The 26,064-nt window shown below is 30.9% G+C and carries 26 protein-coding genes; 6 read left to right on the top strand and 20 right to left on the bottom strand.

The features are described 5' to 3' along the window. Positions 1-29: 29 nt before the first annotated feature. The 5 genes from ACX0KU_RS07370 to ACX0KU_RS07350 form a co-directional block, all read right to left on the bottom strand. A complete protein-coding gene (locus ACX0KU_RS07370; protein WP_472992240.1) occupies positions 30-647 on the bottom strand; it encodes a germination lipoprotein GerS-related protein in 618 nt (205 codons plus the stop codon). Between the two features lie 100 nt (positions 648-747). Beyond that, positions 748-1,125, bottom strand: a complete 378-nt coding sequence (locus ACX0KU_RS07365; protein ID WP_472992239.1) for a holo-ACP synthase — start codon at positions 1,123-1,125, stop codon at positions 748-750. Positions 1,126-1,277: 152 nt separating this feature from the next. After that, on the bottom strand, positions 1,278-1,628 hold the full coding sequence (locus ACX0KU_RS07360) for a DUF6514 family protein (RefSeq protein WP_472992238.1): 351 nt from the start codon (positions 1,626-1,628) through the stop codon (positions 1,278-1,280). A 206-nt stretch (positions 1,629-1,834) separates the two neighbouring features. Next, positions 1,835-2,416 (bottom strand): hypothetical protein, encoded by a 582-nt coding sequence (locus ACX0KU_RS07355; RefSeq protein WP_472992237.1) that lies wholly within the window; start codon positions 2,414-2,416, stop codon positions 1,835-1,837. Positions 2,417-2,525: 109 nt separating this feature from the next. Next, positions 2,526-2,996 carry a COG2426 family protein gene (locus ACX0KU_RS07350; protein WP_472992236.1) on the bottom strand — a complete coding sequence of 157 codons (471 nt, stop codon included), beginning with the start codon at positions 2,994-2,996 and terminating at the stop codon, positions 2,526-2,528. Positions 2,997-3,216: 220 nt separating this feature from the next. Here ACX0KU_RS07350 and sdaAB point away from each other — a divergent pair, with 220 nt between their 5' ends. Continuing rightward, on the top strand, positions 3,217-3,891 hold the full coding sequence (gene sdaAB / locus ACX0KU_RS07345; RefSeq protein WP_472992235.1) for an L-serine ammonia-lyase, iron-sulfur-dependent subunit beta: 675 nt from the start codon (positions 3,217-3,219) through the stop codon (positions 3,889-3,891). Between the two features lie 16 nt (positions 3,892-3,907). Next, entirely contained in the window at positions 3,908-4,783 is an 876-nt protein-coding gene (gene sdaAA, locus ACX0KU_RS07340) for an L-serine ammonia-lyase, iron-sulfur-dependent, subunit alpha (protein ID WP_472992234.1), read from the top strand. 31 nt (positions 4,784-4,814) lie between these two features. Here sdaAA and ACX0KU_RS07335 read toward each other — a convergent pair whose 3' ends face one another. From ACX0KU_RS07335 to ACX0KU_RS07320, 4 genes are all read right to left on the bottom strand, one after another. Continuing rightward, the gene (locus ACX0KU_RS07335; RefSeq protein ID WP_472992233.1) at positions 4,815-6,146 is read right to left on the bottom strand and encodes a Na+/H+ antiporter NhaC family protein; all 1,332 of its coding nucleotides are present in this window, start codon (positions 6,144-6,146) and stop codon (positions 4,815-4,817) included. A 232-nt stretch (positions 6,147-6,378) separates the two neighbouring features. Continuing rightward, a complete protein-coding gene (locus tag ACX0KU_RS07330; RefSeq protein WP_472992232.1) occupies positions 6,379-7,452 on the bottom strand; it encodes a hypothetical protein in 1,074 nt (357 codons plus the stop codon). A 190-nt stretch (positions 7,453-7,642) separates the two neighbouring features. Next, a complete protein-coding gene (locus ACX0KU_RS07325) occupies positions 7,643-11,173 on the bottom strand; it encodes an AAA family ATPase (RefSeq protein WP_472992230.1) in 3,531 nt (1,176 codons plus the stop codon). After that, positions 11,163-12,377 carry an exonuclease SbcCD subunit D gene (locus tag ACX0KU_RS07320; protein WP_472992229.1) on the bottom strand — a complete coding sequence of 405 codons (1,215 nt, stop codon included), beginning with the start codon at positions 12,375-12,377 and terminating at the stop codon, positions 11,163-11,165. The genes ACX0KU_RS07325 and ACX0KU_RS07320 overlap by 11 nt, the downstream gene beginning before the upstream one ends. 469 nt (positions 12,378-12,846) lie before the next feature. Here ACX0KU_RS07320 and ACX0KU_RS07315 point away from each other — a divergent pair, with 469 nt between their 5' ends. The 3 genes from ACX0KU_RS07315 to ACX0KU_RS07305 all read left to right on the top strand — a co-directional run bounded on the left by ACX0KU_RS07315 (position 12,847) and on the right by ACX0KU_RS07305 (position 15,998). Continuing rightward, on the top strand, positions 12,847-14,403 hold the full coding sequence (locus ACX0KU_RS07315) for an acyl CoA:acetate/3-ketoacid CoA transferase (protein WP_472992228.1): 1,557 nt from the start codon (positions 12,847-12,849) through the stop codon (positions 14,401-14,403). Positions 14,404-14,605: 202 nt separating this feature from the next. Further along, on the top strand, positions 14,606-15,037 hold the full coding sequence (locus ACX0KU_RS07310; protein ID WP_472992227.1) for a hypothetical protein: 432 nt from the start codon (positions 14,606-14,608) through the stop codon (positions 15,035-15,037). A gap of 103 nt (positions 15,038-15,140) precedes the next feature. Continuing rightward, entirely contained in the window at positions 15,141-15,998 is an 858-nt protein-coding gene (locus ACX0KU_RS07305; RefSeq protein WP_472992226.1) for a DMT family transporter, read from the top strand. Positions 15,999-16,081: 83 nt separating this feature from the next. On the opposite strand, the gene ACX0KU_RS07300 is transcribed toward ACX0KU_RS07305, so the two are convergent. The 7 genes from ACX0KU_RS07300 to ACX0KU_RS07270 all read right to left on the bottom strand — a co-directional run bounded on the left by ACX0KU_RS07300 (position 16,082) and on the right by ACX0KU_RS07270 (position 21,492). After that, positions 16,082-16,216 (bottom strand): hypothetical protein, encoded by a 135-nt coding sequence (locus ACX0KU_RS07300; RefSeq protein WP_472992225.1) that lies wholly within the window; start codon positions 16,214-16,216, stop codon positions 16,082-16,084. A gap of 117 nt (positions 16,217-16,333) precedes the next feature. Beyond that, the gene (locus tag ACX0KU_RS07295) at positions 16,334-18,004 is read right to left on the bottom strand and encodes a ribonuclease J (RefSeq protein WP_472992224.1); all 1,671 of its coding nucleotides are present in this window, start codon (positions 18,002-18,004) and stop codon (positions 16,334-16,336) included. A 78-nt stretch (positions 18,005-18,082) separates the two neighbouring features. After that, positions 18,083-18,274 (bottom strand): helix-turn-helix domain-containing protein, encoded by a 192-nt coding sequence (locus ACX0KU_RS07290; protein WP_472992222.1) that lies wholly within the window; start codon positions 18,272-18,274, stop codon positions 18,083-18,085. A 418-nt stretch (positions 18,275-18,692) separates the two neighbouring features. Next, a complete protein-coding gene (locus ACX0KU_RS07285) occupies positions 18,693-19,169 on the bottom strand; it encodes a hypothetical protein (RefSeq protein WP_472992221.1) in 477 nt (158 codons plus the stop codon). Between the two features lie 263 nt (positions 19,170-19,432). Then, positions 19,433-19,867, bottom strand: coding sequence for a GNAT family N-acetyltransferase (locus ACX0KU_RS07280; RefSeq protein WP_472992220.1), 435 nt, complete (start codon positions 19,865-19,867; stop codon positions 19,433-19,435). Positions 19,868-19,966: 99 nt separating this feature from the next. Beyond that, positions 19,967-20,518 carry a sugar O-acetyltransferase gene (locus ACX0KU_RS07275; protein WP_472992218.1) on the bottom strand — a complete coding sequence of 184 codons (552 nt, stop codon included), beginning with the start codon at positions 20,516-20,518 and terminating at the stop codon, positions 19,967-19,969. A 101-nt stretch (positions 20,519-20,619) separates the two neighbouring features. Next, on the bottom strand, positions 20,620-21,492 hold the full coding sequence (locus ACX0KU_RS07270; RefSeq protein ID WP_472992217.1) for an AraC family transcriptional regulator: 873 nt from the start codon (positions 21,490-21,492) through the stop codon (positions 20,620-20,622). 212 nt (positions 21,493-21,704) lie between these two features. Between ACX0KU_RS07270 and ACX0KU_RS07265 the strand changes: the two genes are divergently transcribed. Then, positions 21,705-22,328 carry a flavodoxin family protein gene (locus ACX0KU_RS07265; protein ID WP_472992216.1) on the top strand — a complete coding sequence of 208 codons (624 nt, stop codon included), beginning with the start codon at positions 21,705-21,707 and terminating at the stop codon, positions 22,326-22,328. 41 nt (positions 22,329-22,369) lie between these two features. Here the strand turns inward: ACX0KU_RS07265 and ACX0KU_RS07260 are convergent, their stop codons facing one another. From ACX0KU_RS07260 to ACX0KU_RS07245, 4 genes are all read right to left on the bottom strand, one after another. Then, entirely contained in the window at positions 22,370-23,749 is a 1,380-nt protein-coding gene (locus ACX0KU_RS07260; RefSeq protein WP_472992215.1) for an NAD(P)/FAD-dependent oxidoreductase, read from the bottom strand. 252 nt (positions 23,750-24,001) lie between these two features. Next, complete coding sequence (locus ACX0KU_RS07255) at positions 24,002-25,171, bottom strand: aminotransferase class I/II-fold pyridoxal phosphate-dependent enzyme (protein WP_472992213.1); 1,170 nt, start codon at positions 25,169-25,171, stop codon at positions 24,002-24,004. An 80-nt stretch (positions 25,172-25,251) separates the two neighbouring features. After that, positions 25,252-25,704 carry a peptide deformylase gene (gene def, locus ACX0KU_RS07250; protein WP_472992212.1) on the bottom strand — a complete coding sequence of 151 codons (453 nt, stop codon included), beginning with the start codon at positions 25,702-25,704 and terminating at the stop codon, positions 25,252-25,254. Continuing rightward, positions 25,705-25,941, bottom strand: a complete 237-nt coding sequence (locus tag ACX0KU_RS07245) for a helix-turn-helix transcriptional regulator (RefSeq protein ID WP_472992210.1) — start codon at positions 25,939-25,941, stop codon at positions 25,705-25,707. It abuts the gene before it with no gap. Between the last annotated feature and the right edge of the window lie 123 nt (positions 25,942-26,064).

The raw sequence follows: 26,064 nt of genomic DNA, 5'->3' as shown, positions 1-26,064 counted from the left end.
CTCCAACCTAGGGATTCCTCTATATCCCTTTATTCCTTAGTTAATTTTTCTTTGAAAAGTTCTTTATCCACATCTGCATTCGGTACAAAATTTGTGTATATAAAACTTACTACTTCTTTATCTTTAATGTCATATATAGATAGTTTATTTGGAAGTTTAGTTTCTGTATCTACATACATAATAGCTTTGTTCATATTCCTATTATTTCCTGGAATAGCTAGTGATATAAGCTGATATTCCCTATCTCCAATTTTCTTAAATGTGTTTTCAATCTCTTTATCAGTATATAATAACCCTATATATTGTTGTATGAAGCTTAACCTATACACATTATCAAACTTAGTATCTAAGGTGTAATCCATGCTATTAACTAAATCACTTATTTGAATTCCATTCTCTTTATAAATAAGTACTCTATCTTTGTTTATATCTAATCTATGACCAAAGTCTTTATGATATACCTGTTTACTTTCTATATCTATCTCTTGTTTACTATTTTTTATATGTATATTTACATCACATGTATAAGTATTTAAGCTTTTTAAATAATGAATAACTGCATTTGGATCTCTTTCTTTTTTGCCACAAGCTGATAACATAAGTATTAATATACTAATGCTAAATAGTATTAATAAACGCTTTTCCATTTTACTCCCCCTAAAATAGCTTATATTATTAATACTATTCTCAATTATTATACATTATTCTTGTTAATTATAATAACACATCTAAAAACTGAATAACTCTCTACTCTATCGTCTCTATAACAGCATAAGCTATAGCATTTTCCCTACTATGTGATATGCTCAAATGTATTTTGTATTTTCCCCACTTTTGATCCATTTTCTTAGCATTTCCTCTTAAGATTACTATAGGTTTACCCAAAGTTGTCTTATCTATTTCCACATCTCTAAAATCAAAACCTCTAAACCCGGTCCCAATAGCTTTTGCTACAGCTTCTTTTGCAGCAAACTTCCCTGCAACAAATTCAGCTCTCATATTTCTGCTATTCAAATATTCAATTTCATTTTTTGTGAATATTTTATCTATAAAGCTTGGACTTTTTTCCAACGCCTTTTGTATCCTACTTATCTCAATTATATCTATACCTATTCCAATGATCAAAACTTCCACCTCCAATTAACTAAATTAATTGTACACCTAAACAGTTTCTTTATAAAGAACACTAATTATAAAAATAGGAGTTTTAATAAATATTTTTTTATAAATTACTAATACTTTCAAATTAAAAAAGGGAGGTTTCCCTCCGCTTCACTTTAGCATATGTATATATCTTTTAAAATTTCATCATAATCTGTTATATAGTCATCTATATATTCCCCTAAAACATCAATTAAATGTAGTGGAGATACTACATTATCAAAAAGCATTTTCAGCAAATTATGTACCTTATGTCTATGAGGGCTTATACACTTCACTAATTCCCTTTCAACTTTAACTAGTTTGTCATCTAAAATATCTATTCTTTCAACTTCGATGCCATATGATTGAATCTCTAACTTACCATATTCTGAAAAAATAACCTTGTCCTTAATCATTCTATACGAATAATTAAATTTAATATCATCACAACTTTCATTTTTGCATAAGTTTTCTACAACTAACATCGTATTCCCCCCCGAGCGATTCTCTGAACTTATATTATCATCTTCTCCGAAAAAAAAATGTCATATTATAAATTACATGTAAACCTTTTTGTCCCTTTCTTGTGACACTAATATACTTTTTTCCTTCTATAACACAACGCTTTCAGCATCAATGGAAGTAAATAGGAAGTATATAATAGTTTATTTGTCGAAAACACTCATACTATTTATGAAATAATTTTGTAAATGCTACTCTCTAATAACACTTGACTTATTGACATATATTTGCATATATCTTCTAAAATAAGTACTATTAAGATTATCACTGGTAAGTCTTCCTTTTTATAATTTTCTAATTTATATTTCTTTACATAGTTATCTACAATATCTTTTTTATATTTTACATCTTTATATAGTTCTTCTAAAGTTTTATAAAGTATATTATAAGAAATCATAAGAAAGTCCTTTTGAACTTTTTCTTTCCCATTAACTATCTCTTTTATAACTTTATTTATCCCTATTCCTTTATAATATTTTTCAATAGCAGCAGAATAATTGTTAGTTATAAAATCTCCTATTATATTCGCATCAATAATAGCAACTTCTCCTTGAGTATTAAACAACACACTAAGTTCTATATTATCTTTATCTTTTTTATTAGAATCATCTAATATTTTTTTTATTCTATAGTTAAAAGCGCTTGTAAAACTTGAATCTAATATAAAATATTCTAATTCTCTGGAGCAAACTATTGAAAAAAGTTCAATAAAACTTTTATAACTTTTCTTTAGGTGATCTTTTTCTTCCATGGTGCCACTCCTATCTATATTTGATTATGTAGCATATAGATTTATTGTGTCATTGAAAAAGAAAAATATTCATTAAATAAATTAATCTTTCTATATCAAAGAATTGTTACTAAAATCCAAAAATTGCTGATAGTCCTACTTGTACTACCGTACATCCTAATGTAATTAAAAATGCAGAAATTATAGCGCCAATAGTAGCACACATCATAGACTTTTTAAAGTCTAATTTTAAAAAAGCAGCCACTGCACTTCCAGTCCATACACCTGTTGTCGGAAGAGGTATCGCAATAAATGTAATAAGACCTATTTCTTTATATTTTTCCAATTTGCTAGAATTTTTATCTATCTTGTTTTCGATAACATTATTTATCTTACTAAAAAATTTATATTGTTTCATCCAATCAAATATTTTGTTAAATAGTAAAAGAATAAAAGGTGCCGGTAACAAACTTCCTAAAAAACTAATAAAAAAAACAAGAATTGGATCTAATCCAAAAATATTTATTCCTAGTGGTATTGCACCTCTTTGCTCTATCAGCGGTACTGCTGACATAAAAAAAACTTGTAATGTTTTACTCATACATATTCTCCCCTTGTCCTATTTCGCCATACCCTTATATATTACCATTAATACTTATATTAGTTAAGTTACAATTGCTTACAATAATCTAATTAATGGCTTTTAACTAATTTTATATATGGAGTAAGTCACTGAATAAAAAATACTAATAGATATAGACTATAATTTAGAATATAATTTTTAATATAGCTAACTTAATAGATTAAAGGAGAATATATTCATGAGTAATTTTAGCATATTCGATATTGTAGGCCCTATAATGGTAGGTCCATCTAGTTCACATACTGCTGGTGCTGCAAGACTTGCCAAATTTGCAAGCTTAATTTGTGGTGGAGACATTACAAAAGTAGAATTTTTGTTACACGGTTCCTTTGGAAAAACCTATAAAGGTCATGGTACTGATAAGGCTCTTGTAGCTGGCATACTAAAAATGGACCCTTGGGATGATAATCTTAAAAACTCTTTTTCTATAGCAAAAGAAAAGGGAATAGATTTTGAATTTAAAGAAACTGACTTAGGAGAAGTACATCCAAATACAGTTAAATTTATTATAACTAAAAGAAATGGTGAAGTTGCTGAACTTACAGGTTCTTCTATAGGCGGAGGAAATATTGTCATATCTGATATAGATGGTCTTTCAGTAGAATTTAGAGGTGAATATCCTACCTTAATAACTAATCATAGAGATACCCCTGGAATAATTTCAAAAATTACTACATTACTATATAGCGAGAATATAAATATAGCTTCCATGAAAGTATATAGAAGTAGTAAAGGTCTTCAGGCAGCTATGGCAATTGAAACTGATAATCTAGTACCTAAACGCATACTTAGTAAAATAAAAGAAATACCTGAAATTGAAACCCTTAAAGTAATAAATCCTATAATAGAATAGAAGGAGCGTTAAAAATATGTTCGTTAATAGTGGAGCAAGTCTTATTGAAATATGTGAAAAAGAAAATTTAACTATATGGGAGTATACGCTAAGGTCAGAGGTAGAGAAAAGTGGATTATCATCTGAAGAAGTCTTTGAAAAAATGAGAAAAAGTTTAAATGTTATGCAGTCTTCTGCTAGTTATGGATTAGATAATGATGTACAATCCGTAAGTGGATTAATCGGCGGTGACGCACTTAAACTCAATCGTTATGCTAGTGAAGGCCCTACCCTAACTGGAGGATTTATGGTTAGAGCTATAGCTAGAGCCTTATCTTGCTCAGAAGTTAATGCTGCTATGGGAAGAATTGTAGCTTGTCCCACTGCTGGTTCTTGCGGTATAGTGCCTGCAACAATTATCTCAGCTGGTGAACAGTTAAACAAATCAGAAGATGACCTTGTAAAGGCCTTGTTAACGGCTTCAGGTGTAGGAATGATAATAGCTAAAAATGCTACAGTTTCTGGTGCTGAGGGTGGCTGTCAAGCTGAATGTGGTTCTGCTGCTGCTATGGCTTCTGCTGCAGTTGTAGAAATGATGGGTGGTTCTGTTAGTAAGGCCCTTAATGCCGCTGCTATAGTTATAAAAAATATCCTTGGTCTTGTATGCGATCCTGTGGCTGGCTTAGTAGAGGTACCTTGTGCAAAAAGAAATGCTGCTGGTACAGTATCTGCTCTTACCACAGCAGATATGGTTATGAGTGGGGTTGAGAGTAAAATTCCTTTTGATGATACTGTTTTAGCTATGTATAAGGTAGGAAAGCAACTTCCACCTTCACTTCGTGAAACTGCAGAAGGAGGAGTAGCTGTAACTCCTACAGGACTTAAACTTAAACAACAGGTTTTTGGCGAGTAACCTCCTAATTAATAAAAAAAACAGGAAATTACTAAGCAACTTCCTGTTTCTCTACTTTTTTAACTTTAGGAATTCCAAGAACTATAGCGAGTAAAGTACATACACCCATTAAGTATGGATAATATAAGTATTTCATAATCTCAAAAGGAGAAATCTTAGCAGCTCCCACAACTCCAACTGCAGTTAAAAGCTGTGCTCCATAAGGTATAACCCCTTGGAAGAAACATGAAAATGTATCTAATAAACTAGCAGATTTTCTTGGATCAACATTGTATTTAGCTGCAATATCTTTTGCAATAGGTCCTGCCATTACTATAGCTATAGTGTTATTAGCCGTACATATGTCAACTATGCTAACTAGTACACCAATTCCAAATTCAGCACCTTTTTTTCCTTTTATTCTCTTCGTTGTAAATTCAAGTAAAAAGTCAATTCCGCCATTATGTTTAATAACTTCAACCATACCTCCTATTAATAGAGATATTATAATAAGCTCTGACATTCCTGCAATTCCACCTTCAATAGCCTTAAGCAGTGCCCATATATCAAAAGAATTCGTAGCTAGTCCAACTACTGCAGCAAAAAAAGTTCCTCCAACTAATACTAGCATTACATTCACTCCTGCCAAGGCTGAAATAAGTACCCCTAAATAAGGTAATACCTTTACTATGCTGTACTCATAGCTTCCACCTAAAGTGGTACTATTTCCCATACTGATTATAGAAAATATTATAGTTGTTATCAAAGCCGCTGGCATAACTATGGCAAGGTTCATCTTGAACTTATCCTTCATATCACATCCTTGAGTTTTTGTTGCAGCTATGGTAGTGTCGGATATCATAGATAAATTATCTCCAAACATAGCGCCACCAACTACAGCTCCAAGTACAAGCGCAAGAGAAATTCCAGTCTTATCTGAAATGCCTAATGCCATTGGTGCTAAAGCTGCGATAGTCCCTACAGATGTACCTATAGATAAGGATATAAAACAGCATATAATAAATACTCCAGCCACAAGAATGTTTCCAGGCAAAATCGAGAGTCCTAGATTAACAGTGGAATCAACTGCTCCCATTTCCTTAGCTACCTGAGCAAATGCACCTGCAAGTATAAATATTATGCACATTAATATAATGTTAGAGTCACCTGCTCCTCTACAAAATATTTCTACCTTTCTACTAATACTATCTTTTCTATTCATAGTAATAGCAATAATACTCGCAACTAAGAAAGATACACTTACTGGCATCTTATAGAAGTCATTAGTTACAATAGATGGTACAAGATACATAATCAAAAAGACTACTAATGGGATTAATGCCCAGGAGTTTCCCTTTGCTTTACCCTCTTTACCTGAGTTCATTTTTAATTCCTCCTAAACCTAATATTTTTCTTTAGTACTGCATACAATAAAAAAACTTCTCGCCTTTATTGCAAGAAGATATATCACATTTTCACCGCAGCTTATTATACTAAAATTGCTCTTAAAATTCAACAGTTCTAAGAGCTATGCTAACAATTTCCACATAGCCACTCAATGATGCTTTCCGTAAAAAAATAGCCTCTGCATAAAACATACAGAGGCTTACTATATTCTATTGTATAAACTCTTCTTCCATTGTTGCAGCTGGTATTTCTGCATTAAACATAGACCCTAATTCAGTAATATCAAGTGCTTTAACTTCTTCTTTTGTTGGTATCTTTATATCTGTAGTCTTATTAATATTAAATATATCGTAAACCATAGTAACGTTAACTCCTACATCTTCTATTAATAGATCTGCATTAATATTTTGTTGAACAATATATCCATCTTTAATTGCAAAACTTAATGTAAATCCACCTTTGCCAAATATGTTTGGCATTGAATCAATTTTTTTATTTAATTCATCTGGAGTTAGAGTTTTATTTTCACTTGACTCCATAAGATTTAGATAGTCTTGTACTTCTTTTACTCTCTTTTCATCCTTAACATAAGCTTTTAATAATGTCTTAATACCAGCATCGTCTATCTTAAGTTTAAAAACTTGAAGGTTTTCTTCAACACCGTTTACTACTACAGGCTGTTTTCCTGCATCTTCTACAATACCTTTTCCATTTTCATCTGCATAATCCTTAATAAATTCTAATAGAGACTTTTGAATATTAGTTGTCTTCTTAGAAAGTTCGTCTATGGGAATATCCTTTGGCTGTTCTACACCTTGATTCATTTCTTTTTCCACTTTCTCTAATCCAGCTGAGTCCATATATATATAGTCAATGCCCTCTAAAAATGCTCCCATTTGTGCCTTTACTATCTCTGGAATTTGTATGAACATCTTCATATCAGCTTTGTCGCCATTTATAATCATTTCTTGAATAATCTTAGTATCTGCACTTATTCCTGCAGCCCCTACTCTTACATTAGACTCTACCTTCGCAAACTTATTTTCCTCTGATATAGCTTTTCCATCAAGTTCTACTGTGAATTTATCAATTCCTTGTGTAGCTTCTGCTACTTTGTCTCCATTTATTTTAACTTCTCCTTTAACCTTGTAGTCAAAAGATTTTATAGTACTAGTTTTAATTAATGCTTTTGCTAGCTTGTCTTCTTTGGACGCACATCCTGCAACTGAAAAAACCATTGTTCCTGCTAAAACAATTCCTAGTAACCTCTTAATTTTTTTCATTTGTTCACCCCTATATATTATTTTCAAAGTAATTTCTCTACTATTGTCTTTCCCTAAAATGAGTTTCTAAGCCACATTTATAGCCTAGCTTTTGTACAATTTAGATTATATTCATTCTAAATGAGAAATACAATGGTAATTAGTTGAGATATTGTATGAACAATGAAAATCAGGGAATAGCTATTAACTTTTAACTATATTCTAATTTTACCTTACTTCCACCTTGCCCTTGTTTTGCAGGAGACAGGACAATCTTAACTGGAACCCTACTTTTAAGTTCTTCTACATGACTGATTATTCCAACACATAGCTTATCACTGTGAAGTTTTTCAAGAGATGTCATCACAATATCTAATAAGTCTGTATCTAATGTTCCAAAGCCTTCGTCTAAGAAAAAGAATTCAAGAGGGGCACTTCCCTTAAGCTGTACTTGAGTAGATAGTGCAAGTGCAAGTGCTAAAGAGGTTAAAAAAGTTTCTCCTCCTGAAAGAGTATTTGTATCTCTTATCTGTCCTCCATTGAAATCATCTCTTATTGTAAAATTGCCTTCGCCGTCAATCTCTAGTGCGTATCTTTCCTTTGTAATATCTTTCAATCTTCTTGAAGCTTCTCTTGCTATGTATTTAAGCTGATTCATAGCTACAAATTCTACAAACTTATTACCTTCAACTAGCTTACTTAAATCACTTAATAAGCTAAGCTTATGTTCTAGCTCCTTTTGTTTTTTTCTAAGCTTTGTTAACTCTTCTATATCATTTTTAAGATCACTTATAGTCTTTTGAAGGGTAGCTATCTCTTTTATTTTTAAACTTAACAGCTTATCCTTATCTATTCTATTATTTTTAAGGTTTTCCCACTGAGTTTCTTCGATAACTTCACCTTGTAGCTTCTTTTCTATTCTACTTATATTATTAGTTATATTTTTTAACTTGTCATTAAAAGAGTTTATTTCCTCTTCTATTGAGGTCATTGCCCTTTCATCCATTAATAAACTTAGTACTTCTTCTTTTTCTTTAAACTGATTTCCCTCTAATACATTACTAAGTTTAATATCTTGTTCCTTATATCGTGCGCTAAGTATTCTCGATGCTTCCTCTAGACTAAGCTTTTTATTCCATAGCTGTTGCCTCTTATTTTTCTCATCCTCTAGCTGAACTTTAAGTCTTTCACTCTTATCATTAATAACTTTAATTTCATTTCTTACAACTTCTAAATACTCCTCTGGATTTTTTCCTTCAGATAATTTATTTACTTCCTCTTCTTCTCTTTTTATTACATCTGCTTTTTCTTTTCCACTTTGAGAAATTCTACCTAAGTCAATTTCAAGCTCAGCTCTCTCACTTATTAATTTTTCTTTTTCATTATTTATCTTTTCAATACTGCATCTCACTTCTTTTTCACTTTTTTGAAGGTTTAATATTTCTTTTTCTCTTTCCTTTATACTATTCATTTCATTAGCTATGCTATCTACCTTAAGCTCTTTCTTATATGATTCATATTCTTTTAATAATCTATCATGCTTTTCTATTTCCTTTAAAAGCTCTTTATTTAACTCTTCAACTATAGCTCTTTCGCTTTTTATGCTCTCATTTACTTTAGCTTCTTTCATATCAATTTTAGATTTTTTATCTTTTTCTATGTTTAAGTTATTACTATTTCTTTCCTTATATTTATTATAAATTTCAAGCTTTTCTTTTAGTTCCTTAAAATCCTTTTCTTCCTGCTCTTTTATAGTCTTTATGTTAGAAATATCTATGCCTGCTAGACTTTCAAGTACAAGATTATAATCCCCCCTTAAATGTTCCTCTTCTTTAGTAAAACCTACTAACTTAAAGGATAACTCATTAATAGCTATATTCATCTTTTCAGTTTCAATCTCTAATTCTTTTCGTAAGTTTTCTCTTTCTTCTAATTCCTTTTTATCAATAAACTTTGCAGGATTAGGATGATTTTCTGATCCGCATACTGGACAAGGTTCCCCTTTCTCTAATTCCGAACTCAATATACCTGCTAAACTAGCTTTATGTATATGATTAATTTCTTCTATAATATTTTGTAAGTTTGATTTTTTTTCAGATAGGATACCTTTTAATTCCTCTAAGTCTTTTACTAGTGGCAATTTATTTTTCTCAAGCTCTATTAATTTATTTTCTAAACCTATTTTTTTCTCATCATCTAAAATAGCTTTATTTAGCTTTTCTCGAAGCTCATTCACTCTTTCTGACTTTTCAAGTAGAATGGAATTATCTCCTGGGTTACTACTTTCTAACGCTTTCATTTCATTTTCAAGAGCTATAACCACGGCCTTTTGTTTTTCTTGAGTTTCAATTATCTCTTTATAATCTACCAATATATTATTTAAACTAGCTTCTCTTATATTTATCTTTGACTCTAGTTCCTTCTTTTTTTCCAATGTTTCATTAAACTGATTTTCCTTTTCTAGAGCTACTTGAACCTTTTCTCTATACTCAGGCTGAAAGCTTAATTTGTTTAGGCTTTTCTCTGTCTCTAAAATGCTTTTTCCTAGATCTTCTTTTCTAATATCTAGGTCGTTTATCATTTTATCAAAAGTATTTTTACTAGAATTTTTCTTTTGGTACTCATCTCGTAATCTTTTAATATCTATTTTTAATGCCTTAACTTTTTCATTAATTACTATAGCTTGATTGAGATTAGCTTCCTTTTTTATTAGTTCTGGAATAACCTCTTCTTTTTGCTTCATTGCTTCATTGTAATTTTTTTCAGTATCACATAGCTTTTTATCTATGCTTTCTACTTCTTCTAATAGAGCTTTAAGCTCTATCTCATTGTTTTTTACTAAGCTCTTAGTTTCCAATAAATCATCAATAAATGGCTTTACCTTAAGGGCCTTTTGTGCTTTCTGAAGTCTTTCCTTCTTTGAATAAATTTCTTCTACTTTAGCATTTAAGTTCTTTTCAGATATCTTAAATTCATTAAGCTCCCCTTGAAGTTCCCAAACTTCTTTATACTTTTCATAAGCCTCATCTAAAATTCTTTTTTCTTCTTTTACTAATGCTTCTTCTTTTATTAACTCATCTAACCTTACTTCCTTCTCTTTAAAACTTTCTTCCGTTAACCCTTCATACTTTTTTAACTCTCCAGTAAGCATATTTTCTTGTTTTAAATGCTGATTTCTTACCCTTTTAATCTTTTCTCCTAATTCTCTTCCATATCTTTCAAGTGCAAACATTCTCTCAAGCATGTCCCTTTTATCTTTACCTGTAAGCTTTAAAAACTCACTAAACTTTCCTTGTGGGAGTACAACAGAACGGGTAAAGTCCTCAGCAGTAAGTCCTATTATCTTTTCAATATTTAATTGTAGTTCACTTGGCCCTTCCGCTATTACAACTACTTCTGTTTCTCTCTTTTCTAATAGTCTTGCGTACTTAGTATTGTACCCTCCACTTTTATTTACTTTTATATTTCTCTCTGCTACATAAGTTTTTCTTTCTCTTCCCACTCCAATTTCGAACTCATAACTTACAGTTAAGTTTTTAGTCTCAGTATTTATATAACCTTTGTTAGTTCTAGTTACTTTACCATAAAGTGCAATAGTTATAGCATCTAAAATAGTAGATTTCCCACTTCCTGTCGGTCCAAAAATCCCAAATAACCCCTTCTCCGTAAGTTTATCAAAATATATCTTTTGCTCTTCTTCAAAACTATTTAAACCTGATAATATTAGAATTTTAGGCTTCATACTCGTCCTCCCCCTGTTCTAATATATTTAAAAATAAGTCCATAACTTCCTGGTTTGGCTCGGTCATCCTCTGTTTTGTGTAAAAGTCTTTAAACAACTGGTGCATACTTTTTTCCTTAACACTAAAAAATTCTTCATCTATATCTTCTTGTCCTATAATTATAGGTTTAATTTCTAAAATATCATCTTTTAAACTCTTCATTGCTTTTATGTCTTCTTGAGTAATATATTTATCAGTTTTTATCTCTAAATAAACCCAACATTCTCTATTAGCATTATCCGTGCATTTTTCTATTGCTTCCTCAACACTACTACAATTCCATACTTCTATAGGCTTATAATTCTTTAAAGGAACAGTCTGTATTGTAGCTTCCTCTCCTACTTTAACCTCTACAATATAGCAGCTTTTTGTATAACCTATTTCACTCTTACTGTATTGTAATGGGGAACCTGCATACATGCACTTAGTTTTTGCTTTAACCACTTGTGGTCTATGCAAATGCCCTAGTGCTACATACTGTGCTTTATCTGGAAGTGCACTTGCACTTACTGCAAGACTTCCCCCTAGCTGAATCTGTCTTTCTGAATCTGACTCTTCTCCCCCTAATATAAATAAATGGGATACAGCTAAATTTATTGTATCTTCTCTATGTTTATCTGAAAGCATACTAAAAAGCTCTGCAACCCTCTCTGAATAACCCTTTTGTCTTTCTTCCTCTTCTATTCCTGTAGATAAAATCTCATTTAATCTCTTTTCACTTGGATAAGGAATAGTTATAATCACTGCCTTCTCTCCATTAATCTCTAGCTCCACATATCCCTCTCCTGCATCTAGGATTTTATGCTTTCCACATACTCCTACCTGAGCACAACTCTTAGGTTTTCCTAAAAGAATAACCCCTTGCTCATAGGCTATGGGACTTGCTGCTACTAGTCTATCTGGATTATCATGATTTCCTGCAATTACTAGAACTACTCTTTTTCCGTCATTACAAACTTTTCTTAGAGCTCTATAAAATAGTCCCTCTGCTCTAGCTGGAGGATTGCTGTTATCGTATATATCTCCAGAAATAATCACCATATCTATATTATTTTCCTCCACAATGTGGATAAAGTCTTCAATGAACTTTTCTTGTTCTTCTAATCTACTAGCACCTTCTAAGTTTTTACCAAGATGCCAATCACCGGTGTGTAATATCTTCATAAATAAAGCACCTCACTAATCTTATCTCTTTTCTAAAGTTTATCATTTTTACGGCAGTATTTATATAGTTGATAATATCTTACTCACCCAAAAGTTCGAGTGTTTGATTAGAAAATTTAGAAGAAAATATAGTTCAGGAACTATTAGAATTTAGAATGATATTGAAATATATTTGAACAACACTTAATTTTTTTTGATAAATTGATAAATAAAAATCAAAGTGATTAAAAAAATAGCAATTTATGTTATAAACTATAAGATTTTTTTTCTTTTTAAAAACCTTCTCGTTTCTTTAATATACCCAGAAAAATATATTTTCATCAGTATACATCATTGCTTTTTTCATGTTAAAAAATAAACTTTTATTGATAGATTAATATAAAATGATATATTATATGTAAATAGTGTTATATTTTACGGATAGTTATACAAGTTGAAAACGATTAGTAATATTAAAGGAGGAATAATAATGAAGAAGGTTAAAATACTTAAAGCAGAAGAAGCAGTTGATTTAGTTAAAGATGGGGACACGCTTGTTACAAGTGGATTCGTTGGAAACTGTAACCCAGAAGCATTAAGCAAGGCTCTAGAAAAAAGATTCTTAGAAACTGGTTGTCCTAAAGCTATAACCTTATTCTATGCAGCATCTCAAGGTGACAGAAGCGGTAAAACGGGTGGAGATCATTATGCTCACGAAGGTTTGCTTAAAAGAGTTGTAGCAGCTCATTATGCTACTGCTCCAACATTAGGGAAATTCGCTCTTGATAATAAATGTGAAGCGTACAACTTACCTCAAGGAGCTCTAGTATACTTACTAAGAGACATGGCTGGTCACAGACCAGGAGCAATCACTCATGTTGGTTTAGATACTTTCGTTGACCCTAGAAATACCGGTGGTAAAATAAATGAAAAAACAACAGAAGATTTAGTAGAAGTTATAAATATTAATGGAGAAGAAAAACTTTTCTACAAAGCTTTCCCAGTAAATGTTGCATTTATTAGAGGAACTTACGCAGATGAATACGGTAATGTAACTCTTGAAAAAGAAGTTGCTACTACTGAAGTTACATCTATAGCACAAGCTGTTAAAAACAACGGTGGTAAAGTTATTGTGCAAGTTGAAAAGGTTGTAAAAGCTGGCACATTAGATCCAAGATTAGTTAAAGTGCCTGGAATTTATGTACATGCTGTTGTAGTTGCTGACCCAGCAGACCATGAGCAAGCGTTAGGAAGAGAATTTAACCCAGCAATTTGCGGAATGATAAAAGAAGCAGTAAGTGATGATGTAGAAATTAGTCCATTAACTGCTAAGAAAGTTATAGCAAGAAGAGCAGCTATGGAATTAAGAGAAGATACAGCTGTTAATTTAGGAGTAGGAGCACCTGAGTACATTGCACAAATTGCAAATGAAGAAGGAATTGGGGACTACATGACTTTAACTGTTGAATCAGGTACAATCGGAGGTATCCCTCAAGGAGGACCAAGATTCGGATCAGCTCTAAATCCAGATGCTATTATTGACCAAGGTTATCAATTTGATTTCTATGATGGTGGCGGTCTTGATATGGCATTCTTAGGATTAGCAGAATGCGATAAGAATGGAAATATCAATGTTAGTAGATTTGGTCCGAGATTAGCAGGTTGTGGTGGATTTATTAATATAACTCAAAATTCTAAAAAAGTTTTCTTCTGTGGTACTTTCACGGCAGGTGGTTTAAAAGTGAAAATAGAAGATGGCAAAGTAGTAGTTGAGCAAGAAGGTAGACAAATTAAATTTATAAATGCAGTTGAACAGGTTACATTTAGTGGAAGATACGCTAATAAAAATAAACAACCTGTACTATATATAACAGAAAGATGTGTATTTGAATTAAGAGAAAGTGGACTTCACTTAATAGAAGTTGCACCAGGAATCGATATTCAAACACAAATACTAGATTTAATGGAATTTGCTCCTACAATTGATGAAAATGTTAAGATTATGGATGCAAAATTATTTAGAGAAGAAAAAATGGGATTAAAATAATTATACTCAAAGAGATCTGCTGTTTTGCAACATCAGAAACTACAGAGCCTTTTATTAAATTTTATAAGGGTATGGACATTAAGTCTATATCCTTTTTATTAATACTCAAATTAAATTTTTTATTTGTGCATAATTGATGTCTTTTACTCGTGCTATATTATGTAATATATGCTAATATATATCATTATATAGGGGGTATTTTATGATTAAAAAATTATTGATTTTAATGATAGCTATTTTTATTAGTCTAGGGTTTTATATTCACTCTGATAAGAAATCAAAAGGTGATCCAATTTCTACAAAAAAGCAAATAGAATATATTTTAACTATTGACCAAGTTAAAAATAATCGCGATACTGCATTTAATACTATTTTGAATTTATCAAAAAATGTATTATTAAGGACATTTAATAATGCTGAAAAGGATACACAAGATCGTTTATACCATATTTGGGATAAAATCTTCTTTCATATGCTTGAATATAAGTATACGCGTGTGAAAATATCTCAATTAGTAGAATTGAAACAAGAGATCTCTAAGAATTATTATAATCATCCTATTCCTTATGAAAATTATATACCAGCAGGATATCCAAGAGTACTTACTGAAAGCTGCTACTTGAAAAATAAGTAATTTGAAATATTAAATTAAATAATATATAAGTAAGGGGTCTTTTCATTGCCTGAAAAGAAAAAAGAGTAGGAAATAATTTTATAAGTTAATAAAGGAGCTTAATATGAATTTTAGTAAGTTGAGTAATAGAAGTAAAGGAATAGTATTTATAATAATATCTGCCTTTGGATTTGCTATGATGTCAGCATTTGTTAAATTATCTGGAGATTTACCTTCCTTTCAAAAAACATTTTTTAGAACTATAATAGCTGCTTTGGTAGCTTTTCTGACTATACTAAATGCCAAAGGAAGTTTTTTTGGTAAAAAAGAAAATCAAAAATTGTTAATACTTAGATCCTCTCTAGGAACATTAGGAGTATTTTTCAACTTTTATGCCATAGATAGATTGATACTCTCTGATGCTAATACTTTAAATAAGCTTAGTCCATTTTTTCTAATTATTTTTTCTTGGCTATTTTTAAAAGAGAAAATAAACTTAAAGCAAATACTGTCAATAATTCTTGCTTTTATCGGTGCATTATTTATAATTAAACCCTCTTTTAATTCTGAAATAATTCCAGCAATTATTGGAGTTCTAGGAGCCATGTTTGCAGCATCAGCTTATACTTGTCTTAGAGCTTTAAGAGAAAAAGAGTCACCAGATACCATCGTATTTTATTTCTCCTTTTTCTCAAGTGTTATAACTCTTCCAATAATGCTATTATCCTACAAGCCTATGAGTACTCTACAACTGACTTATTTAATCTTCGCAGGAGTCTTTGCAAGTCTTGGTCAATTTGGAGTAACTTATGCTTATAAATTCGCACCATCTAAAGAAATATCAATATTTGACTATTCAAATATTATTTTTTCAGCATTAATAAGTTTATTTTTATTTGGAATGCTTCCAGATTACTTAAGCATTATAGGATATATCATTATATTTATAGCATCCTTATACATGTTTATATTTAATAAATGATTAAATATAAAGAAAGAGTCTGTGTCAAAATAACTTCTAATTATTTTGACACAGACTCTTTCATCTAGGATAAAATAAATTTTTTAGTTAGTTTTTGCTAATAACTCTCCTAAGCTTTTGCATGCTCTAAGTCCCTCTTCATCAGGCGTTTCATTGATTATTAGGCCATCTGCGTTTTTAACATCTTCAACATTATATATTAAAAAAGTTATCAACAAATTAACTTTTTTATAATTTCCTATAGAATAAAAAAAGGCTTACACCTCAGAATTAGTTTTAATAACTCTAAGGTAGCCTCATTTTAAATCTTACTATTTAAATAAATTTACTAATCTCTATATCTCCATAATTACAGGAAGAATAATAGGTTTTCTTCCTGTTTTATTGTATAAGAATTCTCCAAGTCCACGCCTTATATTAGATTTTATCGTAAACCAATCTATAATCCTTTTTTCCATACATTTATCTAACTCCAACGCTACTACTTCCGTTGCTTCTCTTATTAATTCTCCAGATTCTTTCATATAAACAAATCCTCGTGTTATGATATTAGGTCCTGAAACCACACTAAAGGATGCCTTTTCTATAGTTACTACTACCGTTAATATACCATCTTGTGATAAATGTTTTCTATCTCGAAGTACTATACTTCCTACATCCCCAATACCAAGACCATCTATCATAATAGCACCTGAAGTGACTTTTGATGATTTTCTAGCACTATTTTTAGTTAATTCTAGTGTTTGACCTGTTTCTAAGATGAAGATATCTTTCTTATTCATACCTAATCTTTCAGCTAGCTCTCCATGTTGTTGCAAGTGCCTATATTCACCATGAACAGGCATAAAAAATTTAGGTTTAACTAATGTGTGCATTAATTTTAACTCTTCCTCACAAGCATGACCTGAAACATGAACTTCTTCTAAAGCATTATAAATTACGTCTGCTCCCTTCTTAAAAAGTTCATCTATAAGTTTAGATATAAGCTTTTCATTCCCTGGAATTGGTGATGCAGAAATAATTACTAAATCATCTTTTTCAATAGTTATTTTTTTATGGCTTGAATGTGCAATTCTTGAAAGTGCCGACATTGGCTCCCCTTGACTTCCTGTAGTTATAATAGTTACTCTATCTGGAGAGTATTTATGAATATCATCTACACTTATAAGATGCTCTTCTGGTAATTGCATATAACCTAGTTCCATAGCTATACTAGAGTTTTTCTCCATACTTCTTCCACTAAATGCAACTTTTCTTCCATAAATCAAAGATGAATTAATAATCATTTGAATTCTATTAATATTTGACGCAAAGCTTGCAACAATTACTCGCCCTTTTGCCTTACCAAAAATCTCTGTTAAGTTTTGCCCTATAATCTTCTCTGATACCGTATAGCCTGGACGCTCAACATTTGTACTATCTGCCATTAATAGCAATACTTCCTCATTTCCTAGCTCTGCAAATCGTTGAAGATCTATTACTTCTCCATCTATAGGAGTATAATCTATTTTAAAATCTCCTGTATGAACTATAATACCTTCTGGAGTATATATAGCTAGTGCACAAGCATCAGCAATACTATGACAGCTACGTATAAATTCAACCCTAAAAATTTCAGTTTTAAACTCATCTCCTGGTTCAACTTCAAAAAGAGTACAGTCTGAAAGCATAGCATGTTCTTCTAACTTACTTTTCAAAAGTCCTAATGTTAACTTTGTACCATAAACTGGTACATTTAATTCTCTCAAAACATATGGAAGAGCACCTATATGATCTTCATGTCCATGAGTCAACATAATGCCTTTTACCTTTTCCCTATTATTTAGTAAATAGGTTATATCCGGTATAAGCAAATCAATTCCGTACATTTCAGCATCTGGAAAAGCTATACCACAATCAATAACAATTATCTCATTATCGTATTCTATAGCTGTAATATTCTTTCCTATCTCCCCCAGTCCCCCCAGAGGAATTACCTTTAATTTGTTCTTATTATCCTTTATCATTTAATCTCCTATCTGGTAAAGAAGATAGCCTTATTAAAAAATTCTTTAACATTACTTTCTTATTACCTCTATAAATTTTTATATTTTCTCTCCACGCTTCAACTTTTCTATAAACTCTCCAAGATCAGCTCTTTTTACTCTCCAATGTCTTCCAATTTTAAAAGCTGGTATCTTCCCTTCTTGTACTAATTTATAAGTAGTTACTTCGCTAATTTTAAAATACTCCGCAACTTCACTAACAGTCATAATTTCATTTTCATTAATGTTCATATATATCTCGCTTTCTATGTAAACATATCTATCATAATCTCAATCTATTTATATAAAAAGTATTATTCTAAGACTTCATTTTCCAAGTTATAACTTATGTTATTATATTCTATAATTTGTAAATAATCAAATTTAAGCATCTAATATCTCTATATTTAATCTATAAAAAAATAAATACAACTATAAACAAACTTTAACTTACAGTAAATTAATTTAATTATGATTTGATTATATACAATATAATCCAAACCAGCAAGTTATAAATAAATATAAATGGTTATACTCAGATTAAAAAACAAAAGAAATAAATATAAAACCTCATATATCAATTAAAATTAATTGATATATGAGGTTGCTTAGCTAAATTATTTTTTAATATAATATAAAACTTTTTTAAATCTTATACATATAATCTTTGTCATATAGCGTCCATTTCTTTATCTTTCAATAGATAAGCCCTAATCATCAATCCTAGACCTAATCCCAAAAATATACAAATCATTGGTAAAAATATAGGTCCTATAAGTACTCCATTTATTCTAAATGTCTTAGAATAAATTACTCCTATTGTTTCTATATAAGCCGCTGAAGCAAAGGGTATATATAGCAATGGAGCCAGCTCCTCTTCCCCATCCTTATATGCATCCCATATACCAAAAATGTACACACAAGGATAGAACATTAGCCATTGATAGTTTGCTTGATGTACTGCAAGTTCTGTTAATCCAAGAAAACTCGAAACAATTATTGTATTTATATTAGCCTGAGCATTAATTAGAAACTCTAAACCAATTAATATACCTCCTTTGATATACTTACCATTCATTAATTGTCCAAATCCCGGAATAGCAATGCTCCATAGAGCTTTTTCTAGCCCTCCATATGTCCTTTTCACTCTAGCAAATCCTTTCTTAAAATTTACTCAACAATTTTAGTATATACTTTTTTTATAAGCATTAAACAATCTAGTTGGCTATAGTCTCACATCTTTATTTAATTACATTTTCATCTCATTAAATATAATAAGATATAATTTTGATTTTTCTGATGTAGCAGTAATAAAAACTTAAAACTAATATATGATTAAAATAAAAGAAGTGAAGCTTCTCTAAAAAAGAAACTTCACTTCCTATCTTTTAAAATAACTATTTAACTTTATCAGCCGAAAAATTTCCTGAACCCTCTAGCTCTATCTTCCCCATATCCTAGAGATTCATATAATTTATGAGCTTCTTTTCTTTGCTTACCTGAAAGGAGAATAGCATAGCTACAGTTTGCTTCTTTAGCTCTTTTTTCTAATTCTAACATCATTCCTTTAGCTATACCTCTTCCTCTATAATTTTCATCTACAATTAAATCTTCTATTACTAAAAAGGAATTAAAATTTGAAACCATAGTAATACAGGTTACTCCCATTACAGTACCAGCAATTTTGCCTTCTTCCTCAGCTACCATTAAAATATAGCTTTTATTATTCTTCATAGCTGAAAATTGCTTTATCATATTTTCTATATTACTTTCTTCCTCCATTAGTACCTCGTATAATGAAGCTACCTCATTTAAGTCTCTTTCTTCCATATCTCGTATTAGCATATTATTCTCCTCTTTCTTCGTAGTAGTTAGTTTATGATAACACTATTTTCCTAAGTATCATTATACTACTTGAAAACAGTAGAATACTATGGAGTATTACTAAATGTTCTTAATAATTCTGCAGGGATTTCCTCCAGCAATGACGTTATCAGGGATATCTTTAGTGACTACACTCCCTGCCCCTATAGTTACATTATTTCCGATTGTCACTCCTGGGCATATTATTGTTCCTCCACCAATCCAAACATTATCTCCTATAACAATTGATACTGCATATTCTTTACCTGTGAGTCTTTCCTTTGGGTCAGTAGGATGAGTCGCTGTATATATTTGAACATTTGGCGCTAATAATACATTTTCTCCGATTTTCACTTTATTCACATCTAATATAGTACAACCAAAATTGGCATAAAAGTTTTCTCCAACTTCAATATTATAACCATAATCACAATTGAAAGGTGCTTCAATATAAAGTGAGCCTTTAGCAATAATGAGTTGCTTTAGAATCTTCTGTCGTCTCTCTTTTTCACTTGGTCTAGTATTGTTAAACTCAAAAGTTAAATTTCTTGCATAATCTCTTTCTTTAATTAACTCTTCATCACCTGCATTATAAAAATCACCTGATAACATCTTTTCCTTTTCACTTCTCATTTTAGACCTCCATATTAATTATAATGCTAAACTAATACTATCTTTAGAAGTAAGATTCCTTAAAGTGCCTAAATTATAAATATGATTTATATTATTTTTAATTACCTCTTTGTAACCGGTATCCATATTTCACTTTTAAAGGTTGGTGAAGTTACATCTTTATTCTCATTCCATAAGATTTCTGGACCTTTTGCCTGTTCATAATTTGAAGATGGAAACCACTCAGAATATATTCTTCCCCAAATGTTTTGTAAGGTCTCAGGGAATGGTCCTACTGACTCAAATACAGCCCATGTTGATGCCGGAACCTCTAATTGTACTAAATTATCTGGACACTCTTTTGTTGTTGCTACACCTATATAATGGTCAAGTTCTCCCTTCTCCTCCATTCTCCCTTCTGAGAAGTTTACAGATGCACTAATTATGCCTAGTGGCTCTACATTAGATAGTTCTTTAAGTTTAGTAATCATCTCAATATTTAGACTTTGCCACATAGCTGCAATCTCTGGATTAACTCCATTAAAAATTATAGGTACTCTTTTTTTAATACCAATTATACTAAATGCCTCTTTTTCCTCAATTCTATAGTTCATTTCATTTCCTCCCTTAATTGATAATTGAAAAGTCATTCGTGGATAAGCTTTTAGTGATTGACCATTATATCTAGCTTCTGAAGGTGTTATTCCATGCAACCCTTGAAAGGCTCTTGTAAAAGAGTCTGGTGAATTATATCCATATTTAATTGCTATATCAATTATTCTAATGTCACTTTTATTAAGTTCAAAGGCTGCAACAGTAAGACGTCTACGGCGAATATACTCCGATAGAGTAACACCTGATAAAAAAGAAAACATTCTTTGAAAATGATATTCTGAGCAAAGAGCTAATCTAGCTACTTCTTTAAGATCAATATCATTATCAAGACTTTCTTCAATATAATTTAATGCATCATTCATTTTTCTAAGCGAATTCATTTTATGACCTCCTCTCTACAATAGAATATCAGAACTTATATATGTCTATCCGACTTTTTGTGCACCATTATGTAGGTTTAATAGGCTTATAATTTTTAGCATTATCCTTTAGCCAGTACACTACAGAGAATCCTTGCTTGAAATACCAATATTTATATTTTAAAATAGTATTATACTTAAAAACAATAAAAATTCAAAGTGAGGTAAAAATAATGAAAGTATTACTTATTAATGGAAGTCCAAAAGCCAATGGCTGTACTTATACTGCATTAGATGAAGTAGCAAAAGCATTAGAAAAAGAAGGTATTGAAACTGAAATTTTTCATGTTGGAAATAAACCTATTAGCGGTTGCATGGCTTGTGCTGGTTGTTTTGATGGCAATGGCCTGTGTGTATTTAATGATGACACTGTAAATATCGCCTTAAAAAAGGCCCAAGAAGTTGATGGTTTTATTTTCGGATCTCCTGTACACTATGCTGGGGCATCTGGCCAGATAACATCTTTCCTAGATAGATTTTTTTATGCTGGAGATGGATTTCAATATAAACCTGGTGCTGCAATCGTGAGTTGTCGACGTGGTGGTTCAACTGCAGCTTTTGAACAATTAAATAAATACTTTACTATTTCAAATATGCCTGTAGTATCTTCTCAGTACTGGAATATGGTTCACGGAAATACTCCTGAAGAAGTTAAACAAGATCTTGAAGGAATGCAAACAATGAGAGTACTTGGAAAAAACATGGCTTGGCTTTTAAAATGCATCCATGCAGGAAAGGAAGCCGGAATTGCATTGCCAGAACAAGAACTAAGAGCTGTTACTAACTTTATACGTTAATACCTAATTTCTAATGAAAAAAGTAGAGATTATTATTGTCTCTACTTCATCTTTTCTAAAAAGTGTCTACCAAGATATACTCCACTAGCTGCAGCTTGTGATAAAGAATATGTTATTCCAGAACAATCCCCTAAAACATAAAGTCCTTTTTCCTTAGTCTCAAAATGTACACTGGTACTTATTTCAGGTTCATAAAATTTTGCATCAATTCCATACAATAAAGTATCTTTATCAATTTCTTTGTCTATTAACTTTTCTATTGATTCGAAAATTCTTAATAGAGCCTCTATATAAATCACTGGAATTTCATCATATAAGTTTCCACCCTCACCTTCAAGGGTACCTCTAATACTATTTCTACTAAACTGCTCCTCTGTGGTTACTCTATTTTTTATTAAGTCTTCAAGTCTTTGAACTACTATTCTTCCGTTTTCTTTATTTATAGATTTTAATATGCTTCTAGCATACTCCTTTGCTTCATTAGAAGATAAAAAGTATTTAGGTACAAAAATGGTGAAGTTTAAATTACAGCTATGGTTATAGGTTTCAAGATAATTTTGTCCATCTGCCATTACAAGCCCTTCTTGATACTTTCTGATTACTTTTCCATTAGGATTCATACAGTAAGTTGTAGCAGTAAGTTCCTTATCTTCGTAGCGAATTTTAGTTTCAAAAGAGTCTTTAAGAATAGCCTTTAGCTGATCCTCCTTCATTTCAACCCTTATCCCTAAATCTACTCTGCACCTATAAGGCTCAATATTGAAAGATTTACAATATCTTAGAAAATCCTCTCCTCCACTAATACCTGTAGCTAGTACAACCATCTTAGTTCTAAAAATATTCTCCCTACTATTTAAATTGAATATATTACTTATTTTATCTATGGATTCTATATCTGTTTCAAATTCTATATCAACCTTATCCTTAAGATATAAGTACATTCTATTTAAAAGTTCCTTTGATAAGTTAGTTCCTAAATGCCTTACCTTTGTAGTTAGCATGCTACAATTATTTTCTTTCGCTCTTCTACTAAGCTCTTCATTTTCTGTACTGTATGATTTAGCTTTATCTCCACCAAATAAGCATAAGATTTTATCAACATATTCCATTAAGCTTATTACCTCTTCACTACCTACTTTTCCAGCTAAATCTCCTCGAAAATCATTAGTATAGTTAAACTTCCCCTCAGACCTTCCCATACCCCCAAATCCTTGAAGTTTACTACATACTGTACAACTATTACACTTCTTGCTTAACCCCTCTTCAATTGGACAAATCCGGTCTATGAATTCTCTACCTTTTTCTATAATTAATATTTTTAATTTTGTTTCTTTTTGTACGAGAGTATATGCAAGAAAAATGCCACTCATCCCTGCTCCAACTATAGTTATATCATGCATATATTTATCTATCCCTTTCATCAAAAATAACTTTAAAGACTTTTTAATATTTTATATCCTATAATATTATCGTACTATTATACCTCAATGTAAGGATTTACATATTATATTACTTTGTTATAAATCTTTTGTAATTTTCACTATAAACTTTGTATATTTTTTTGTTATTGCGCCATAATGTAAATAGTTGGTAATGTTTTACTCCCTCAAGAACTTTATAAAAAATAAGAAGTGAAGTTTTTTAAATAGAAACTTCACTTCTTATTTCTTGTATTATTTAAGAATACCACATTCATCTATTGCTCTAATTAATTTGTTAATATTATCAACATTTTCAACCAAAGCAAATCTTACATATCCTTCTCCTAGTGACCCAAAACAACTACCCGGCGTAACTATAACACCTGCTTTTTCAATGAGTTCCATGCAAAACTTCACTGAATCCGTGTAACCATTTGGAATAGGTCCCCATGCAAACATAGTCCCCTGACTATCTGGAATGTCCCAGCCAATACTTCTAAGCCCTCCACACAAAGCTTTATTTCTTTTATAATACTCATCTCTTTGCTCTAAAATAAAATTATCTGGGCCTGTGAGGGCTGCTATAGCTGCATACTGAATAGGAATAAATATACCATAATCAATCTGTGAACGAATGATTTTAAATTTATCTATAATCTCCTTATTACCTACTACAAAAGATATTCTAGCACCTGTAAGATTGTAAGATTTAGATAAAGAATAGAACTCTACCCCTACATCTTTTGCACCTTCAAAAGATAGAAATGACTTACCAAGTTCCTTAGTGTATACAATATCTGAATAAGCATTATCATGCAAAATAATAATATTATATTTTTTTGCAAAGGCTATTAATTCTACGTAAAACTCATCCGGAGCAGTCACACATACTGGATTTAAAGGATATGATACTATCATAAACTTTGCCTTTGCCAATACTTCATCAGAAATAGCATTTAAATTAGGTAAAAATCCATTATTTTTATCCAGTGAATATTTTTCAACTACAGCCCCTGCTAAAAAGGAACCTGCTTCAAATATTGGATATCCTGGATCTGGAACCAATACTACATCTCCCTGATTACAAAGAGCCCACCCAATATGAGCCATTCCTTCCTGAGATCCATAGACAGACATTACTTCGTCTTTATGTAGATTTACTCCATATCGTTGCTTATACCTATAACAAACCGCTTCTAAAAGTTCAGGCTTGTCTACAATAGCGTATTTATAATTATCCGGATTATCACAGGCATTCTTCATAGCCTCCATGACATGCGGTGCCGGCTTAAAATCTGGTGTCCCTACGGACAGGTTATAAACTTTTCTTCCCTGTTTAATTAACTCTTCCTTCTTTTCATTAAGTACTGTAAATATACTTGGTTGAAAAGAATTGACTCTATCTGAAAATTGAAATTCCATACTATAATCCCCCATCTTAATATGTTGCTTACTCTTATATATCATTATCTAGTATTGCATATAATAAAGTAATAGTAACATTACTTTATATATTCAGTAACTAAATCAGTAAAAAGTATTCCTTCTAAATGATCTATCTCATGACAAAAACATTTTGCTAAATTTCCTGTGCCTGTTAGTATAATTTCTTCTCCATTTTCATTAAGTGCTTGCACCGTCACTTTTGAAGGTCTTATTAACTTTCCCCATCTATTGGGAATACTCAAACATCCTTCTACAACTTCCTGGGTTCCTTCTTGGTTAATTATCTTTGGATTCACTAATTTTATAAGTCCTTCTCCCATATCTATTACAACTAATCGCTTTAGTATACCTACTTGTGGTGCTGCTAATCCACCACCATTTTCTGTATTATACATAGTATCTACCATATCATTTAATATTTCTCTTATTCTATCATCTACAACTTCAACTACCTTACTCTTTTTCCTTAATATTGAATCTTCAAACATTCTAATATTTCTTAATGCCATTTAAACTACACCTCTACTTTGATCTGCTCTTGATTTTCTTTCACTTTCTTCAAAAATAAAAACCTCTTCTATTGTGCTATGAAATATTTTTGCAATGTCATAAGCTAACCATATAGATGGTTCAAACTTTTCTGTTTCAATAGCATTAATTGCTTGTCTTGATACTCCTACAAGCTCGCCTAATTGCTCTTGGGTTAGCCCTACTTTTTCACGAAACTGTTTTAATTTATTTTTCATAATTATCACTCCTGTAATGTTAACCTTACATTATTAATGTAACATCCTATAACCCTCATGTCAAGTTGACCTTACATAACATAAAAAATAATTAGATTTGTATATAAACTTCTTTATAAATAT

This window comes from Clostridium sp. X (genome assembly GCF_055755365.1).
Note: the sequence above shows the minus strand (reverse complement) of the source record. Positions and strands in the feature narration are given on the sequence as shown.